We start from the raw sequence: 16,600 nt of genomic DNA, 5'->3' as shown, positions 1-16,600 counted from the left end.
CTAACCTTTATGGAAACAGCGATAACTCCATCGTTATACAATTTGACCCATAGACTGTAGAGACGCTGCATGGAACGTTTCTACTGGCGTGACACGCCTAATTTGGTAGATTACCAATTGTAGGGGCGCACAGATGTGCGCCAGATTTAACTGTCAAATCTATTCCACCACTTTAGCTGTGCCACGCCACTACAGTTGGATTAGGCAACATTAGCGAATAGTTCTTGCCAACTGCGATCGCTCGCTTCTGGACGGGCAATCACTTCTACAATCTTATTACGTGCCTCGTCTTGAAAGAGCGCCTCGACGCAAACCTGTGCCACTTTCGTGCGGGGGATACTCCCATCAAACAGTGTATCTGCTGATGACATTACCACAGAATCAGGCGTATCTTCGTTTTTCAGCCCCCCAGGTCGGACAATGGTATGGGTTAAGCCACTTTTCTGGAGATACTCCTCGGCTTGCTTTTTCCAAACCAAAATTAACCAAAACAGATTTAGGGGATGTAAAAGTTGAGAGACGCAAAGTGAAGAAACCATGACAAAATGCTCAATGTTTTTGGCTTTGGCAATATCGATCAGGTTCTTCGTCCCCTCATAGTCCACTTGGTAGGGTTCTAGGGGATTGAAGCTGGGTGTAGCACCTGTGGCACAAAAAACAACGGTGCTATCTCCCATAGCAGCGCTGAGACTCTCAGGCTTTAATACGTCCCCAACGACTAACTCGGCTTCAGGGGGTAAAATTTCCTGCCCTTTCTCCAAGTTACGCACCAAAGCGCGAACGGGGATATTGCGTTTGACCAGTTCATTGACGATTCGGCGTCCTGTTTGACCTGTCGCTCCGGCTACCAATGCTTTCATCTAGAAATTTCCTTCAACAGTGAGAGTTGACGGCAAGATACACAAGTTATGCTGTAAAGAGCCAGTATTTTTGGATTCGATTCCTTAACATTCTCTTTTCAATTCTATAAATTATCAATGAAGTTTTACCAGATGTGCAGATTTATACCGTAAATTCGTGAAGATGAAAGAGAGAATGAACAACTGCCAGTGGGCATCCTAGTAATAGGCACCAACCCGAACTGACACCGTGGAGCAATTATGCAGTCCCAATTCCTTAACCAGCAACCCATCACAATCGAGCCAGTGCATCTAGATACCCAATCCACTTTTACCGAACCTGAGAGAGACGAGTCCCAATCATGCCAATTAGCGCCTGAGTTGACTCAGTTTTACGGTCACTTCCAAAATGGTGTAGAGATGTATGCCGAACCGGAACGAGTGACTGCCTATCTGGATACTCACCAAGAATGGTTTCGTGACTGCGCCCAGCCGATGAAGGCTGAACCGATTGGAGCCAATGGTTATGCTTTAACGATTGGGCGTTTTGGGTCATTCGGCTACGAAGTTGAGCCAAAAATCGGGCTAGAACTACTTCCGCGCCAGGATGGGATCTATAAGATTCAGACGATCCCTGTCCCCGGTTACAATCCTCCTGGCTATGAGGTTGACTTTCAGGCGAATCAAGGGTTTGTGCCGATTCCAACTCACGAGTATTTTTCTGAGCAACAGCTTGAGGGACTAGAACTTCCCCCCACCATTACCCGTATCGAGTGGGAGCTTGATTTAATCGTTGGTGTACGGTTTCCTAAGTTTATCCACAAGTTACCCCAGTCTTTGATTCAAAGTACAGGCGATCGCCTGTTGCAACAAATCGTCCGCCAAGTGTCTCGCCGCCTAAGTCACAAGGTACAGGAAGACTTTCACAATCGGATGAATATCGCGATCCCCAAGAAATTAAAGCGGCGTTGAGTAGGTCAAAAAACTAAAGCTAGTGGTGGGAATGTCATTTGTCATTCGTCATTTGTCATTTGTCATTCGTTATTTGTTGATTGTGCATGGTTCATTGAAATAATTCTTCTTTCTGTTCCCCATCTTCCCCATCTCCCTCATCTCCCCCATTTCCCCCATCTTCCCCAGCTTCCTCATCCCCGCTGGGTGGCGATAAATTCCCGTAGCCTTAGCAAACTCAGGGTTTGACCCATATTTAACGGGAACAGAGACACCCCCTCTAAACGAGACTGTACCCATCCTTCACCCCAACACCATTCGTGATAGCCATCGATTCCCTGGCTCAACAGCAGTCGTAACCCGTAAGACTCAGCTACCTCTACCTGATGTTGGATAGCAAGCGGACCAATCCAACTGGTAAAGGTGACTCCGGGATAGAGTTGTTCTGGTAATCCAGGGGAAAGGCGTTGAGTCGGTAACCATTGGCGCAGTTTTTCTGAATGCAGCAGACTGTCTCGGATAACAGTATGGGGAGCTTCGAGTTCAATGCGGAGGTGACTTTGTTGAAAGGTTCCCAACATAATCTGTGTCCAAAAACAATAGGTCTGTTGTTCAAGAGCGTAACTCTCGATATTACATTATATTAATCCTTTTAATCGCCAGGGACAGCACGGCTGTGAATCCATCACCGACTATCAACGGTGCGATCGCGCCTTATGCTAACGACCCAACCTAAAATAAAAAGGGAGTATGTTAAGAAGTGTAAGGTTGTTTCATGGCTGATCAGTTAATTCGCGCCACCGCAGCAGAAGGGGGTATCCGCGCCGTCGGTGTGATTACCACGCGCCTCACCGAAGAAGCCCGTCAGCGCCATCAGCTCTCTTATGTGGCAACGGCTGCCCTGGGGCGCACGATGTCCTCTGGCTTGTTGTTGGCGTCTAATATGAAGCGGGAAGGGTCAAGGGTAAATATTCGGGTGAAAGGAAATGGTCCCTTGGGCGGAATTTTGGTTGATGCGGGCTTAGATGGTACGGTTAGAGGATATGTGGATAATCCCGCCATTGAACTACCGCCCAACGACTCTGGCAAACTCGATGTTGGCGGTGCTGTTGGGCGTGACGGTTATCTCTATGTGATCCGGGATGTAGGGTATGGCTATCCCTATTCCAGTACAGTAGAACTGGTGTCAGGGGAAATTGGCGATGACATTGCTCATTACCTGCTCACATCTGAACAAACCCCATCAGCGCTGATTGTGGGTGTATTTGTCGGCGCTGAAGGCGTAACCGCATCGGGAGGGCTATTAATCCAAATTTTACCGAAAGCGGCTAAAGACGAGTCTTTAGTGCAGATTTTGGAATCTCGCATCGCCAAGCTATCCGGATTCACGCCTCTGTTGCAGGAAGGTAAAACGTTACCGGCTATCTTTGAACAGATATTGGGGGATTTGGGCTTGGTAATTCTGCCCGAAATCCAAATGGTGCGTTTTGACTGCGGTTGCTCGTTTGATCGGGTTTTGGGAGCGCTGAAAATGCTAGGTGAAGCCGAACTTCAGGATATGATTGAAAAAGACGAAGGCGCTGAAGCAACTTGCCACTTCTGTGGGGAAGTTTACCAAGCGAGTGGAGATGAACTGGCTCAACTGATTCAGGATTTAAAAGCTGAGTCCGTTTAATCGAGATTGAGTTAGGGGAATTGGGAATAGGAAAGGTGAGAGTTGATTGGCTCTAGTCTGTCTTTATATATGTATGAACACCAATTTGGGTAGTTTTCTGCCTGGGAGGTATGGCGTTAGTGATTCGATATAAGAGCAATCAGTCTCATCTTAACGGCAACTGTCCTAGCTCCCATTCCCGATCAAGTCTCAGGGAGAATATGGCTTTTTCTGTCTAACGAGAGTAGTATTGCAACAACTGAGGGTGCTATAAAACCCACAGCATTAGGCTTAGCGAGTGGTGGAGTGAGTTATGACTAGAAATCGAAAAATGCCCAATCATTGGTATGCTACTCGGTCTTCCCAACCCCGTTGGAGCCAGGATTGGCAACACCAGAAGAATGCTGTTGATCCTCATCGGGTCGGACATTCAACCTCTCATCGTCAAACCACTCCCCAACAAGTGACGACGAAGCCAGCCCCCCCCTCTCCTCAACAGCCGAAAGAACCAAGACGCCGCTTTACCTTGGGCTGGACATTTTGGATGACGGTGATTATTTTAGTCTCAGGTGGGATTGGATTTTCTTCCGTTGCCCTTTTGCTTAAGCTACCTGCCGTGCCAAATTGTCCCTCAATTTTTTGGCCCACGGCTTCGGCATCAGTACGCCTCTATTGCTCCCAGCTTGCGGCAAATAAGCGCACCACCAAGGATTTGCTAGAAGCGATCGCACTCATCGATGCTTTACCGAAAGACCATCCCTTGCGCCCGGAAATTAATCGCCATATCGAAGAGTGGTCAGTCGAGATTTTAGCCATTGGCGAAGAAAAGTTTCAAGCCGGTCAGCTAGAGGAAGCGATTGAGATTGCCAACCGGATTCCTAGGGATGTTCCGGCGTTTACGCTAGTCAAAGAACAAATTAAGGAATGGGAAACGCTGTGGCAAAAGGCTTCAGGGATTTATGAACAAGCCGAGGAACACCTGAGACAGTCCAATTGGACATTAGCATTTCGAGAAGCGGTTAAGCTGACAACGATAGATAATCAGTATTGGGCAGCCGTCAAGTACAACCAACTCGTGGATCTGATTCAAATCGGACGAGACGATAGTCAGAAGTTGGATGAAGCCTATCGGCTGAGTAAAACGGGTCGCGTCGATGATATTTTAAAGGCGATTGAAGCAGCCGAGAAAATCACGCCCAAGAGTTTTGCCTACAAAGAAGCTCAAGATTTAATTGCTGAGAGTGGGAATAAATTACTCAAACTGGCGACGAGTCGCTTAGAACAACGGAACTGGCAAGGGGTGTTAGAGATTGCCAATAAGTTACCCGCTAGCGTGAAATTACCAGATGTTAAGGCAGATTTGATTGACTTAGCCAATGCCATATCCCTGGCTGAATCGGGAAGCATTGGGGATTTGGAAATCGCGATCGCCTCGGCGCAGAAACTGGGTACTGATCGTCCTCTATATGATGAAGGTCAGGAATTAATTGATCGATGGCAACGGGAAATTGAGGACGTGGCTAGACTGGAACGGGCGCGGACGTTTGCCAGTTCTGGGCTAGTCAGCGATTTACAGATCGCGATCGCAGAAGCCAAACTGATTCCCAGCCGTAATCCCCGCTACCAGGAAGCGAGGGCGGAGATTAGCCAATGGACTCGTCAGATCCAAACCATAGAAGATCAGCCCTATCTTGATCGCGCCACCCAACTTGCCAGCTTTGGCGGAGTCCAATCCTTACGAGAAGCCATCCAAGAAGCCCGTCGGATTGCCCCCAATCGCGCTCTTTACTCAGAAGCGCAGAGTAAAATCAAAGACTGGACGCGCACGGTTCAACGCCTAGAAGACCAACCCTATCTTGATCAAGCTCGTACCCTTGCCAATTCCGGAAATCTTTCGGCTGCGATCGCGGCGGCTGAACAAATCAAATCCGGACGGGTACTCTATGGGGAAGCACAAAGCCTGATTAAGGGCTGGAAAACAGAAGTTTTGGGACAACAGCGCTTGCAACAAGCCTATCGAGCTGCCACTCCCGGTACCCCCGACGCTATTGTGGAGGCAATTCGCTTAGCCAGACAAGTTCCCAGTTCCGCCAAAGTTAGAGGTGATGCAGTCTCGGCGGTTAATCGCTGGAGTTATCAACTGTTGGCACTGGCTCAAGATCGAGCCGCTCTTAGCTTAACTGAAGCGATTCGACTGGCTAAAATGATTCCTTCGGGAACCGAAGCCTATAGTGCGGCTCAAGTGTCAATTCAAGAATGGCAAAGGATTTTAGAACCGCCTCCCCCGCTTGTGGTGGTTCCTCAGGGTACAGATGCTCAACCTCCACTCGAACCACCCGAACATGAATTGCCTCTGGATGATAATTAAGCCGTTTAGGATTCGCGGTGAAAGAAAGCATGCAAATTGAGTTTTGTCACACCACTACTCTGAAATACTATGTCAACCCAAAAACTCAAATTGGACATTAAACTGACAGGAAATTTACCTGAACTTCCAGAAATCCATCGCTTAGAAGCAGAACGACGCACCAGGGAAGCCTACGTCATGACACTCCTGAGTACAATCTACTGAAAGCAGCAGCGCTAGCGTCACGCATAGCTCGCGCTAATCGCTCATACAGCAGTTTGCTCTGCTATGCGGTACATTGTCGATCCCCCTAAATCCCCGTGCAAAAAAAGCGAAGCATCCTTTGGCTTCCCCCGTGGAACAAAAAGCGAAGCATCAGCTAGCTTCCCCCTTTTGAAGGGGGACGGGAGGGGGATCTAATAGGGGGACGGGAGGGGGATCTGAAGGGGGACTTTGATCTACTGTACTTTATTACAGCGAAAAGCGCTGTAATATAGCAATCCTAAATAGGATGCAATAAGCGAAATGCTCGAAACCCAGGTATAGCAAGGGTTTCATTTTTGAAAATTGCCACGACCTAAATAGGATTGCTATAGATGAAAGTGTAATTAGTTTAAACCTTACTAAGTTGGTGGCGATGATTCCTATTAATGAAGCCAAACAGCAATTGCAAGACTTGATCGATGCTGTGAGTCAATCCCATCAGCCGATTGTCATTGCTTCTCAAAGCAGCAATGCGATTTTACTGTCTGAAGCAGATTGGTTAGCGATTCAAGAAACGCTGTATCTACTTTCGATACCGGGAATGCGGGAATCAATTCGTACTGGTTTGGCGACTCCGATTGAAGAATGTGATCGAGAGTTGGAGTGGTGACTTGGCAACTTGTCTACACAAAACAGGCTCAGAAAGATGCCAAGAAGCTGTCTCAAAGTAATTTACGAGACAAAGCGCAAGCACTACTCGATATCATTGAAATCAATCCATTTCAGAATCCCCCACCTTATGAAAAGCTGGTGGGTGATTTATCTGGTGCTTACTCGCGGCGCATCAATATCCAGCATCGTCTCGTGTATGAAGTGATTGAGTCAGAGAATACAGTGAAGATTCTGCGTATGTGGACTCATTATGAGTAATCTTGTGACAATATAACTGAAGGTGCGATCGCTATCCTCACTAGCGTTGAAGTGCGAATGCTACATTTGGCATTGATGCTATGTTGGACAGGAGTGGATGTTGGGTAACAAGAGCGTCATGAAACCCAAAACACCAAAAGCTGGCATTCGTCTGGCATACGACTAGATCAGAGTTTTAGTCCATTTCAATGGACTTAAGCTATTAGCCCGGAGTTTGAACTCCGGGCGGTTATTCTGATTATTTATCTGTTATGAATCCCAATCCCACATCACGGGATTATCATCTAGGTGATCCGTGACAATACGTCCGATCGCGTCAATTTCTTGCAGTTCTTCTGGAGATAAGTTGACCTCAGCCGCCTTAGCATTACTAGAGGATTGTCCCTCATGACGCGCCCCCGCGATCGCATTCGTTTGCGGTTGGGCAATTAACCAAGCTAAGGATAATTGAGCCAGACTACAATTATGGCGTTCGGCAATCGGGTGCAGTTTATCTAAAGCTTGCTGCGCTCGTTTATAGTTGTCTCCTTGAAACAGACGATTTTTGGCACGATGATCGCCTTCTGGGAATTGATGATCGGGTCCAAATTTACCGGTGAGCAATCCTTGGGCAAGAGATGAGTATGCCAAGATTGATATATTATTCTCAATGCAGTAGGGTTGGGCATCCTGCTCGACTTTACGCCAAAACAAGGAGTAGGGGGGCTGCAAGCTGTCAATCTTCCCATACTGTGCCGCTTCTTCTAACTGAGCGCGGGAGAAATTCGATACACCAATTGCCCGAATTTTGCCCTGTTCCTTTAGCTTATTCAAGGCGCTCATTGGCTCCTCAAGCGGCACTACCTCAGTATTAAATGTTCCGGGGGGCCAATGAATTTGGTATAAGTCAATATAGTCCGTCTGGAGATTTTTCAGAGAGCGATCGCAGGCTTCGATAACTTTATCGTGTTTCAGATTCCCCACCCACACTTTGGACGCATAAACCACCTGATCGCGCACATCGGATAATGCCTGGGCGACAATCTGCTCAGAATGCCCCTTACCATAGATTTCTGCGGTATCCACTGTCGTGATACCTGCCTCAAAAGCGGCTCGGATAGCTTTAATCGTTTCCGCATCTTCAATCCCCACCCAGGCACTCTTACCCGCCTGCCAGGTACCCATGATAATCGGTGTGATTTTGATATCGGAAGTTCCTAAAGGTCGCGTTTCCATAACCAATTTCTGTAATCTAGACAATTTTAACTGGAATAAGGGACTAACTGATAAGCCAATCCCATCAAATCTTCTACGTTTTGGCAGAGTCTTGGCGTCTATCCCAGGTACAATTAGCTGGAACCTCAAGGCAGCAGGTTGCTGAAAACATTTCAGGACAAAGACATGAACGATCATACCCGTAAAATTGCATTAGTGACAGGCGCTAATAAAGGGTTAGGGTTTGAAATTAGTAAACAACTCGCCCAAAAAGGCATCCACGTTATTCTAGGAGCCAGAGATGCCCCCAAGGGGCGGGAAGCCTACGAAAAACTTAAGCAAGAGGGATTAGACGTAGATTTCTGTCTTTTAGATGTGAACAGTCATGAGAGTATTGACAAAGCCGTTAGTTGGCTTAAACAAGAACTTGGTGAACTGCATATCCTCGTGAACAATGCCGGGGTGCTACTCGATAGAACAACGTCTGTATTGGATGTAGATTTTGATACACTCTCGCGAACCCTGCAAACAAATCTTTATGGCGCTTTTCTAATGTGTCAAGCGTGCATTCCCTTGATGAAAAAAGCAAATTATGGTCGCATTGTCAATATGTCTAGTACCCTTGGTTCTTTTGCAGAAATGAGTGATCCAAGTTCGCCTTATTATGATATTCTCACTCCTACCTACAGACTGTCTAAAACAGCTCTCAATGCGGTTACAGCTTTGCTTGCCAAGGAGTTGCGAGGAACCAATATTTTAATCAATTCGGCTTGTCCGGGTTGGGTGAAAACGGATATGGGTTCTGAAGCTGCACCGCTAAACATTGAGCAAGGTGCTGATACCCCTGTATGGCTGGCAACTTTACCCGATGATGGACCCACGGGTGGCTTTTTTAATCGTCGTCAGCCTATGGCTTGGTGATATTAAGTCCGGAAGAAGGATAATGCTTCCGTCCAAGTAATTACGGCTACGATAGACGAACTATACAGCCGGACATGATATGAGGGAAAACCAACCAGTTATCGACAATCAGTAGATCATAAAATATGGCAGCAAGAAGACATTGAACTCCAAAAATGTATCCAAAATGAAATCTCCCCCATCTCCCCTATCCCTTCCCTTCTAAAATTTCTATCAGCCTATCTTCTAAAGCATTCCGAGCCGCCACATCTGAACAATGATCAATGAGAGATTTTGCCGCCGATATCGCAGCTTGAGCTGTGGGGAAATCAAAACCGCCAAAGGGATCAATAATGGTCGGTTCGAGCAACTGTTCTGATTCGAGCCACGTTACTGTCCAACGCCCTGTTTTTCTCTCCCAAATCGGAATAATTAAATATTCATCCCAATGGGTGTGGTAGCGTTCGGCTTGATCGAAGTTTGCCTTATAAGAGTGGCGTTTATAAACGTTATCCACTACTTTTTAATCCTCCCTGATTCTTGATGCTGTACTAAACCCTGGTTTAGAGTCCAGGACTTTGCCTTGAACGGTAATTTCCCCATAGCTTACGTTTGAAAATCTCGCCTTTTTTCTGTCGTCGTACTATCAAATATTTGACATGATTAGTCGATTTTAGCTGATTTCAGCGAGGTTTCCCAAGGCTTTATTTGTGAAACTTTGTATAGCTCCCGCTTTTCTCCTCTACCTGCTGTTTTTAGGTTGAAGCGAGATAATTGCCGTCTCGCCTCAAACACAGAGTCGAACTTCTGATTATATCATGCGGGGACAGTTAAGGGTTGACCATTATTAGCCGGAGTCAATTGCAGCAAGAAGGGAACTGCTTTTTTCTTCCAATCTTGGATGGCTGTATAAGACGCCGCCTCTGCGCCGTAGCAAACTTCTAGCATCTCGGTATGGATAATACCGGGACTCAGAGGAATCGCCGCCATTCCTTTAGGTAATTCTTGAGCTAGCGATCGCGTCATCCCTTCAATTGCCCATTTAGAGGTACAGTAGGATGAGACTTGGGGCGAGGTTGAGCGTCCCCATCCTGAACTCAGATTGACAATAATACCGCTTCCTCGGTCAATCATTGCTGGGATAAAATGGCGAATCACATTGGCGATTCCTTTGATATTGACATCAATCAGATGGGAGAAATCCTGGCTAGGAATCTCCCACAGAGGTGCTAGATTATTGATAATCGCCGCATTATTAATCAGCAAATCCGGTGGACTGTATTCGTTGAGCAGAAGTTTTGCCCAAGCCATGACCTGATCTTCATCAGCAACATCGACCACGGTAAAATTATGGGGCTGACCAAAGGCTTGATTGAGATCCTTGATTGCCGCCTCGTTTCGAGCGCAACCCAAAACCGTATGTCCTTGAGCGATAAATCCCTCAGTCATTGCTCGACCTAAACCTCGGCTGACACCTGTAATCACGATTACTTTTGCCATGGTTACTATTTTCCCTTGATACCTTTCTTTTAATAGATTAAGGCGATACGGGAAGATGCGATCGCGCACCAGTTTTTCCGGAAGTAGGGGCGGGGTTCACTACTAGAATCGCGTCGAGACAACTGGTCGTTATCTCTCCTACTGGTAAGGATTTTAAGTTATGTTTGAGCTTGAGTATACAGCACGTTCTAACACGGTGTAGTACAGCAACGATGAGACAGTGCTTCTCTACTTTTGGAAACTGTGTATCACATCGAGTCTGAATCAGCCGGGAAATGCTATTTCCGTGGAGATAACGACTATTCCCTACATACCACTTTGCCTTTCTGTATCCTTCGCTACTGACATTTCTTTCGTTTTACTAAATGTCGTTTCGGCTAAACTTGTCAAGTTCTGATAATTAAAACTATCCTTTTCCCCAGAACGGTTTAAATTTTCCAATCCGGTCGCCGCCTCAACAAAACGTCATAATTGCTCATTTTTTACCCCTTTTCCAGAAAAATATACGAATTTTCAAGGGTTACGGTGCTTGTGAGAAAATTGTGCGATTTTCAGGTATATTATTTATGGTGGTTATTTTATGAGCAAAAATAATCTAGACCAAGCTAAACCCCTTGAATCGTCGTAAAACTTTGTATAATTTCTCGTTTTTTGTCTCACACCCCATTTCCCCTTGGACGCATGTATTTTTTTAAAGTTTTGATAAAAATGATGACTAAGTATTGACAAGAACACAGATTACACTGAAGTGTGAGGGACACAGATTGACACAGACAAGGCAGAAATAAAAACCATCATCATCACTGACGATGGGGTTTGTTCAAAAACAGCTTCGCCTGTTCGTCTAACTTTCTCCTAAAAGCGATCGCCAATCTTGGATCGCCTGCTCAGACCAAAGCCAATTCTGACTCAGGGCGTCGGGTTGAAAATTCACAGGGTCATCTTGGAGAACTTTTTGCCGCAGTTTCAACGATTCATTTAAAAGATTGGTGCGCTTTTCGGCTGGCTGTGATTGAGCGGATTTCCAGAATCCTAACGCCAATCCTGCATAGGCTGTTAACGCTTCTTTCTTCGCCCCATTTCCTGCCACATCTGCATCGATTTGATCTTGTTCAATTAACGTAAGAGCATCTAACCAGGCATTGTTGGCTCGCTCGAAATCTCCTTCTGCGTAGTAGGCAAAGCCAAGGGCATTATGATAGTTAGCCAAGTCAGGTTGGGCTTTAACCGCCGTTTCCCAATACCGTCGCACATCGCTGATATTATAGTTTGTATCTCCAGTTTGAAGCGATTGCCAAGCCAGACGCCCTCTCAAGAAACTGATGGTTGGATTATCCAATTGGGAGGGAGAAACAGCTTTTAAAGCTGCATCGGCTTGAGACAACGCACCTCGATTCAGCAACGCTTCGACAGCTTCAGTTCCGGCGTCGATATTCCCTTGACCAAATTGTTCGATCGCGAAAGCGGTGACGTCACTGGTTTCGGCTTTGTCTAAGTTGATTCCATCCAAGTCTGAGGGTTGGGGTAAACTCGGCACAGGAGACTCAGACTGTGATCTGAGCCTATCCGGTGGCGGCTGACGGTTCCAAACTAGGGCAAAACTCAACAGTGCGATCGCAACAGCACCAACCCCCAATCCAATCCACAGTTTAGGCGCAACCAGCCAAGAACGCCATCCCTTTTCAGGCGATTCCACTGGAGCGGGTTTCGGCATTACCGTCTGTTCAGATGACGGCGTTGCTGTTTTTGGCACAGACGTTGGTGCTGGCGCTGCTGAGGAAACTGTGGGTTGCTGAGGCGGCGGTTTGGGTACGTCCTGATTCTTTTGTTCAGGCGCTGGTTGTGGGGGATGGTTCGGATCTAGGGGAGGTAATTTAGGTTCCTCGATCTCCGGCTCACTATCCAGTTGTTCGAGTAAATTCTTAATAAAGCTAGACGGATCATCCGGCTCATCTTCTGAGAGAGTCTCCTCCGAGGGAGTCTCCTCTGAGGGCGTCTCATCGAGCCAATTTTGCCTCGGTTGATACTCATACTTCGCATGGGGAGGTTTATCCTCCAGGAATTCATCCTCATCCTCTAACCTCGTTGTGTTTAACATCTCTCGTGTGAATAGTTCAGCGTCACTTTCATCAGAGACTAATGGCATATCTGGTGGTTCCGGTAACTGTAATCGTTCTTCCCGATGGTGATAGTCATCGTCCACGTTGGTGAGGAATCCATCAAATTCGGGATGCAGGTAAAGTACAGGCAACGCCCAATATAATTGGTTAGAGCCATAGGCAGAAATTAGCCCCTGTCGCGCTCGACTCAGACTCAGATCAATGGGATAGCCTTGATTGAGATTCCGATAAAGGAGGCGAGTGAGGGTGAGTGCTACTTCATCGGGAATTCGCTCTGCCATTGCCAAAACCCCAGGAATTCCTCGTTTGACCAAGGCTTCGGCTAAATTGCGCTCTTTGCCATTGTCTAAAGGGTCTGAGGTGGCTGTATAGGCACCACGACAGGAGTTAAATACGGCTAATTGCACGCCATTATTGGCTAGCAATCCAGCTAAATCATTGCCGTTTAAGGTTTCCGTTAATCCAGTTTTATTACTCACTAAATAAACATCACCGCCAGAATCTCCCAGACTACTATGACCTGCATAATGGAAGACTTGATATTGACCTTGTTCTAAGGCTTGGGTCAGTTGTTCTCGTCCCGGTTGTTCGAGAATGGTGAGTTGAATCGCCGGGGGTTCTTGGCGAGAACGGTTTTTGAGTTCTTCTTGTAGATGTGCGGCTTCCTGTGCCAGTTCTAAACTCTCTTGGTCACTCGGTCCAGCAATGACCATCAGAATTTTCAGGACAGGATTGGGTTGAGGGGGGAGAGAATGAATCGGTCGCATCAACCCGGTGCTGAGTTGATATCGGGAGAAGGCGACATCCGTCCCGGTTGCCAAAGGGCGATCGCCTGCATGGAGAACTTCCCAGGGTAAGCGAGGTAAGCGATTCCCCTTGAGTCCCAGGCGCAGTCGTAATACAGTACGTTGATTTTGCGCGATCGCTTGTGCCATCATCCAGCTATCACGTAAGCTCCCTTGGAATAAGGCATTATAGAGTTCCTGACCCAGCGCCACTAAGTTTTGGCAGGATTGACGCACTTGCTGATCGGAATTAGGCAAGAAAAACAGCTCATCTATACCGCCAGCCCCCCCTTGTAACAAGCCCAGGAGGGGATCATTCATCAATTGTCTCGCTTGCATTAACCACTCATCCATGGGCCAACGCACTTGTTCTTCTGCCAAAGGCACCCCGGGTGCGACTCGTTCAATCCGCACTAGATGCTGGTCATCCCCCAAAGGGGTCACAGAGATATGGAATTCCTGTGCCACTGCTATTGCCTGGTCAAGTTTGCTGAATGTCAAGGGTTTTTACTGGGTTTTCAAGATTTATCGCATTCATAGTGTCTTTAGATATAGATTGATTTAATTCTATGAAAGTTTCCTTATAGAGTTTAGGGACTCAGACGCGAGTGATGTATTCAATGAGACCTTTTGATCGTATGGATGAGGGGCGAGACATTAACCCTGGTTGAGAACGCTGGAATTTTTCGGCGACGGATGCTACTGAACTCAATTGAGGAACTGATCCAGGATTGTTCCGGATAAACCCCGCCTATTCCAGAAGAGTGAAATGGTAGATGCACCCTGATTGACGTTCCCTGGCTCACTGATTTGGGCTAGGGATTTTTTTTTAGCCATAGTGGGTAAGCCACATCCAGCATTTTTCCGTTGCTATGTACATCGGGATGAAGGAGTTTTTCCGAATGTAGGGGTGGGTTCACGATTATCGTTTTTTTTCCGCCCCGATTTTACTCAACCTGCCCCTAGAGAAGGTTTCAGTTGTGATTGTACAGACTGGTTCTGTTTGGGTTCAGTTCAATCTCTCTTATCTTAGCAACGGTTGCACGAGAGGGATACATCCGGAAATTACTCTGGGAAAGGAAGTAAGAGTAACCGTGGGCTACTTATGTACAACTTTTGAGATAGTGATCGCTAAAACTACTACGGGATAAGGCTTGGCGCTGGGTGTAGTACATCTGGACTGGGGGAACTTCAGATGACATCAAAATGATTAACAACCGCAATAAAATTAGTGGAAGCTGTAGCAGAACATCAGGCGTTTGTGCAGCGTTTGAATCCTCAGCATTAACCTTCATGTAGGGGCGGGTTTAGGGATTTAGTTTGAATCGATGCCGATAACTTTTCTACAAAACCCGCCCTTAATCCTTTGCATCTCACTGACGATACAACTGAATCCGACAGGCGATAGGATTGAAGATATTAAGTTTGAGGGAACAGGTTGTGCGATCGCGATCGCGGGTGTAATCCGAGCGTTGATTTGCCTTGGCATTAAGGAATATGTTGAAACCAATCAACAACTGATTACAGATACCCAGGTGATGGTCACTAACGGAAATCGCATTGGGAACATGTCAAGTTTGACATAATGTTCACGCTCACCTGATAAGTTGGGTTACTCTACCCTTCGGGTTCTCCTAGGCGAGTACGACAAGGTTTCGCCTACGTTACTCCACCCAACCTACTTGCGTTGACATGCACCCATCCCATCCCCTCTATCTTCCTCGACTACAACGTAACCGAAACCTCCATCAGTTCTTTGATCAAGGAATTGCTATCTTGACTCATTGACGGTTCTGGATGTTTGGCGATAATCATCGGCGTGTCTCCCATATCACTATCCGGGATAGCTTGGAGAAGGTAAACCTGTTCCGGATTAACATTGGCAATCACCTGGGGTGAATGAGTCGCCACAATAAACTGACAATTGGGGAAGGTGCGAGTCAGTGCTGGCACAATTTCATGTTGCCATTTCGGATGCAGGTGGAGTTCAATCTCATCAATCAGAACCACACCATTCCCTTCTAGGGGATTCCCTAACCCCGGATTCGCGATCGCTAATCGTTTGGCTAAATCGGCGGCGAGGGCTAGCAAGCCTCTTTCTCCTTCTGAGAGTTGATTAACGACTAATTCTCGACCTTGTTTCGTCACTGTCATCCGTAAAGGGGCGCGTCGCACCCGCAAGTTCGCAAAACCGGGTAACAGAGAGGATATCGCTTGTCGGATAGCTTCTAGGAGGCGATCGCGGTGTTCGGGATTATCTCGACGCCATTCGTTTTCTAGATCCTCCAGATCCTTAAACCACTCAAAGAAGCTGCTAAAGTTAATCGACACACCCGTTAATGCGTGGTCATAAATCGCTAGTTGGTTTGACCAATAGTATTTCGTTGCTTCTTGGGTAACCTTGTCGCAAAACTGGCGGTTGACGGGATAGTAAACCACGACGGGTAAATTCACATTCAGATTGTTTTGCAACTGATTCTTAATTCGCAAACAAATTCCTTCTAATTCTCGAATGTTCCCGCCTCTGGGTCGTCCCTTAGTATTAGATAACGAGAGAAACCAACTGATCTGCCGTTCTCTCAGGGAAATCGTGATCTCATTTTTGGTTTGATGGGCACCATTGGCGATATCTCCCTGACGAAAAAAATGTCGCGGAATTTTCCGTTCTTCCGTAATATCCTGTTCGTTAATAAAATGTCCCGTTCCAATCGGATCTTGAAGTTCCGCCACAAAATGGGAAAGCAGGAGTGCGATACAGTCGAGAATACTGGATTTTCCCGTTCCGTTGATCCCCACCAAGACTGTCGGTTCAGTCTCATGGAACTCCAGCGTCAGATCGCCGATGCCACGGAACGAGTTGATTTTCAGGCGCTTGACTTTCATGGCTTATAGTAGGCTGATGGTAATAAAATGACACCGGGATGAAAAAGCAGCAATTGTTATTGATACTGCTGATGATAATCTGATCAGTTGAGCTTGTCCGGCAAAAGCCTCATCGCTTGTCTCGTGAGACCCCGCATTCAGCGAAGCAATGTGGGGAGGGATAGAGGTCAAACCTTACCACTCGATGTGGTAAGGTTTGACAATCCAACTGTTGATACCAATCCGGTATTTCGCTGCAACAACTGGACTTTTTTGGCGGTAAATTGTCCCAACCGTTTCCAGTTAGCATCACT

18 protein-coding genes are annotated in these 16,600 nt (G+C 46.7%); 9 read left to right on the top strand and 9 right to left on the bottom strand.

Going from position 1 to position 16,600, the window contains the following annotated elements:
• Positions 1–200: 200 nt before the first annotated feature.
• Complete coding sequence (locus RID53_RS18355; protein WP_446389470.1) at positions 201–860, bottom strand: SDR family oxidoreductase; 660 nt, start codon at positions 858–860, stop codon at positions 201–203.
• A 240-nt stretch (positions 861–1,100) separates the two neighbouring features.
• On the opposite strand from RID53_RS18355, the gene RID53_RS18350 reads away from it, so the two are divergent.
• The gene (locus RID53_RS18350; protein ID WP_446389469.1) at positions 1,101–1,811 is read left to right on the top strand and encodes a DUF1997 domain-containing protein; all 711 of its coding nucleotides are present in this window, start codon (positions 1,101–1,103) and stop codon (positions 1,809–1,811) included.
• A gap of 173 nt (positions 1,812–1,984) precedes the next feature.
• Here the strand turns inward: RID53_RS18350 and RID53_RS18345 are convergent, their stop codons facing one another.
• Positions 1,985–2,371 (bottom strand): hypothetical protein, encoded by a 387-nt coding sequence (locus tag RID53_RS18345; protein ID WP_446389468.1) that lies wholly within the window; start codon positions 2,369–2,371, stop codon positions 1,985–1,987.
• A gap of 5 nt (positions 2,372–2,376) precedes the next feature.
• Here RID53_RS18345 and RID53_RS18340 point away from each other — a divergent pair, with 5 nt between their 5' ends.
• From RID53_RS18340 to RID53_RS18315, 6 genes are all read left to right on the top strand, one after another.
• Complete coding sequence (locus RID53_RS18340) at positions 2,377–2,526, top strand: hypothetical protein (protein ID WP_446389467.1); 150 nt, start codon at positions 2,377–2,379, stop codon at positions 2,524–2,526.
• Between the two features lie 39 nt (positions 2,527–2,565).
• Entirely contained in the window at positions 2,566–3,465 is a 900-nt protein-coding gene (gene hslO / locus RID53_RS18335; RefSeq protein WP_446389466.1) for an Hsp33 family molecular chaperone HslO, read from the top strand.
• 292 nt (positions 3,466–3,757) lie between these two features.
• Positions 3,758–5,812, top strand: a complete 2,055-nt coding sequence (locus RID53_RS18330) for a chromosome segregation ATPase (protein WP_446389465.1) — start codon at positions 3,758–3,760, stop codon at positions 5,810–5,812.
• Positions 5,813–5,881: 69 nt separating this feature from the next.
• Positions 5,882–6,016: a hypothetical protein gene (locus RID53_RS18325; protein ID WP_446389464.1), complete on the top strand. Its 135-nt coding sequence runs from the start codon at positions 5,882–5,884 to the stop codon at positions 6,014–6,016.
• A 412-nt stretch (positions 6,017–6,428) separates the two neighbouring features.
• The gene (locus RID53_RS18320) at positions 6,429–6,665 is read left to right on the top strand and encodes a type II toxin-antitoxin system Phd/YefM family antitoxin (protein ID WP_446389463.1); all 237 of its coding nucleotides are present in this window, start codon (positions 6,429–6,431) and stop codon (positions 6,663–6,665) included.
• Positions 6,662–6,925 (top strand): Txe/YoeB family addiction module toxin, encoded by a 264-nt coding sequence (locus tag RID53_RS18315; protein ID WP_446389462.1) that lies wholly within the window; start codon positions 6,662–6,664, stop codon positions 6,923–6,925. Before RID53_RS18320 ends, RID53_RS18315 begins: the two co-directional genes overlap by 4 nt.
• Before the next feature lie 249 nt (positions 6,926–7,174).
• Here the strand turns inward: RID53_RS18315 and RID53_RS18310 are convergent, their stop codons facing one another.
• Positions 7,175–8,140 carry an aldo/keto reductase gene (locus RID53_RS18310; protein ID WP_446389461.1) on the bottom strand — a complete coding sequence of 322 codons (966 nt, stop codon included), beginning with the start codon at positions 8,138–8,140 and terminating at the stop codon, positions 7,175–7,177.
• A 165-nt stretch (positions 8,141–8,305) separates the two neighbouring features.
• Here RID53_RS18310 and RID53_RS18305 point away from each other — a divergent pair, with 165 nt between their 5' ends.
• Positions 8,306–9,040: an SDR family oxidoreductase gene (locus tag RID53_RS18305; protein WP_446389460.1), complete on the top strand. Its 735-nt coding sequence runs from the start codon at positions 8,306–8,308 to the stop codon at positions 9,038–9,040.
• A gap of 187 nt (positions 9,041–9,227) precedes the next feature.
• Here RID53_RS18305 and RID53_RS18300 read toward each other — a convergent pair whose 3' ends face one another.
• From RID53_RS18300 to RID53_RS18280, 5 genes are all read right to left on the bottom strand, one after another.
• A complete protein-coding gene (locus RID53_RS18300; protein ID WP_006099384.1) occupies positions 9,228–9,536 on the bottom strand; it encodes a hypothetical protein in 309 nt (102 codons plus the stop codon).
• 299 nt (positions 9,537–9,835) lie between these two features.
• Positions 9,836–10,519 carry an SDR family oxidoreductase gene (locus RID53_RS18295; RefSeq protein ID WP_446389459.1) on the bottom strand — a complete coding sequence of 228 codons (684 nt, stop codon included), beginning with the start codon at positions 10,517–10,519 and terminating at the stop codon, positions 9,836–9,838.
• An 844-nt stretch (positions 10,520–11,363) separates the two neighbouring features.
• Complete coding sequence (locus tag RID53_RS18290) at positions 11,364–13,925, bottom strand: CHAT domain-containing protein (protein WP_446389458.1); 2,562 nt, start codon at positions 13,923–13,925, stop codon at positions 11,364–11,366.
• A gap of 207 nt (positions 13,926–14,132) precedes the next feature.
• Positions 14,133–14,261 (bottom strand): hypothetical protein, encoded by a 129-nt coding sequence (locus RID53_RS18285; protein ID WP_446389457.1) that lies wholly within the window; start codon positions 14,259–14,261, stop codon positions 14,133–14,135.
• Positions 14,262–14,527: 266 nt separating this feature from the next.
• Complete coding sequence (locus RID53_RS18280) at positions 14,528–14,719, bottom strand: hypothetical protein (protein ID WP_446389456.1); 192 nt, start codon at positions 14,717–14,719, stop codon at positions 14,528–14,530.
• Positions 14,720–14,752: 33 nt separating this feature from the next.
• Here RID53_RS18280 and RID53_RS18275 point away from each other — a divergent pair, with 33 nt between their 5' ends.
• Positions 14,753–15,010: an iron-sulfur cluster assembly scaffold protein gene (locus RID53_RS18275; RefSeq protein ID WP_446389455.1), complete on the top strand. Its 258-nt coding sequence runs from the start codon at positions 14,753–14,755 to the stop codon at positions 15,008–15,010.
• A 139-nt stretch (positions 15,011–15,149) separates the two neighbouring features.
• On the opposite strand, the gene RID53_RS18270 is transcribed toward RID53_RS18275, so the two are convergent.
• Entirely contained in the window at positions 15,150–16,307 is a 1,158-nt protein-coding gene (locus tag RID53_RS18270) for an AAA family ATPase (RefSeq protein ID WP_446389454.1), read from the bottom strand.
• Between the last annotated feature and the right edge of the window lie 293 nt (positions 16,308–16,600).

The sequence above is a fragment of the Coleofasciculus sp. B1-GNL1-01 genome, from assembly GCF_040220235.1.
Classification (GTDB): domain Bacteria; phylum Cyanobacteriota; class Cyanobacteriia; order Cyanobacteriales; family Coleofasciculaceae; genus Coleofasciculus.
This window is presented reverse-complemented; position numbering and strand designations above follow the sequence as displayed.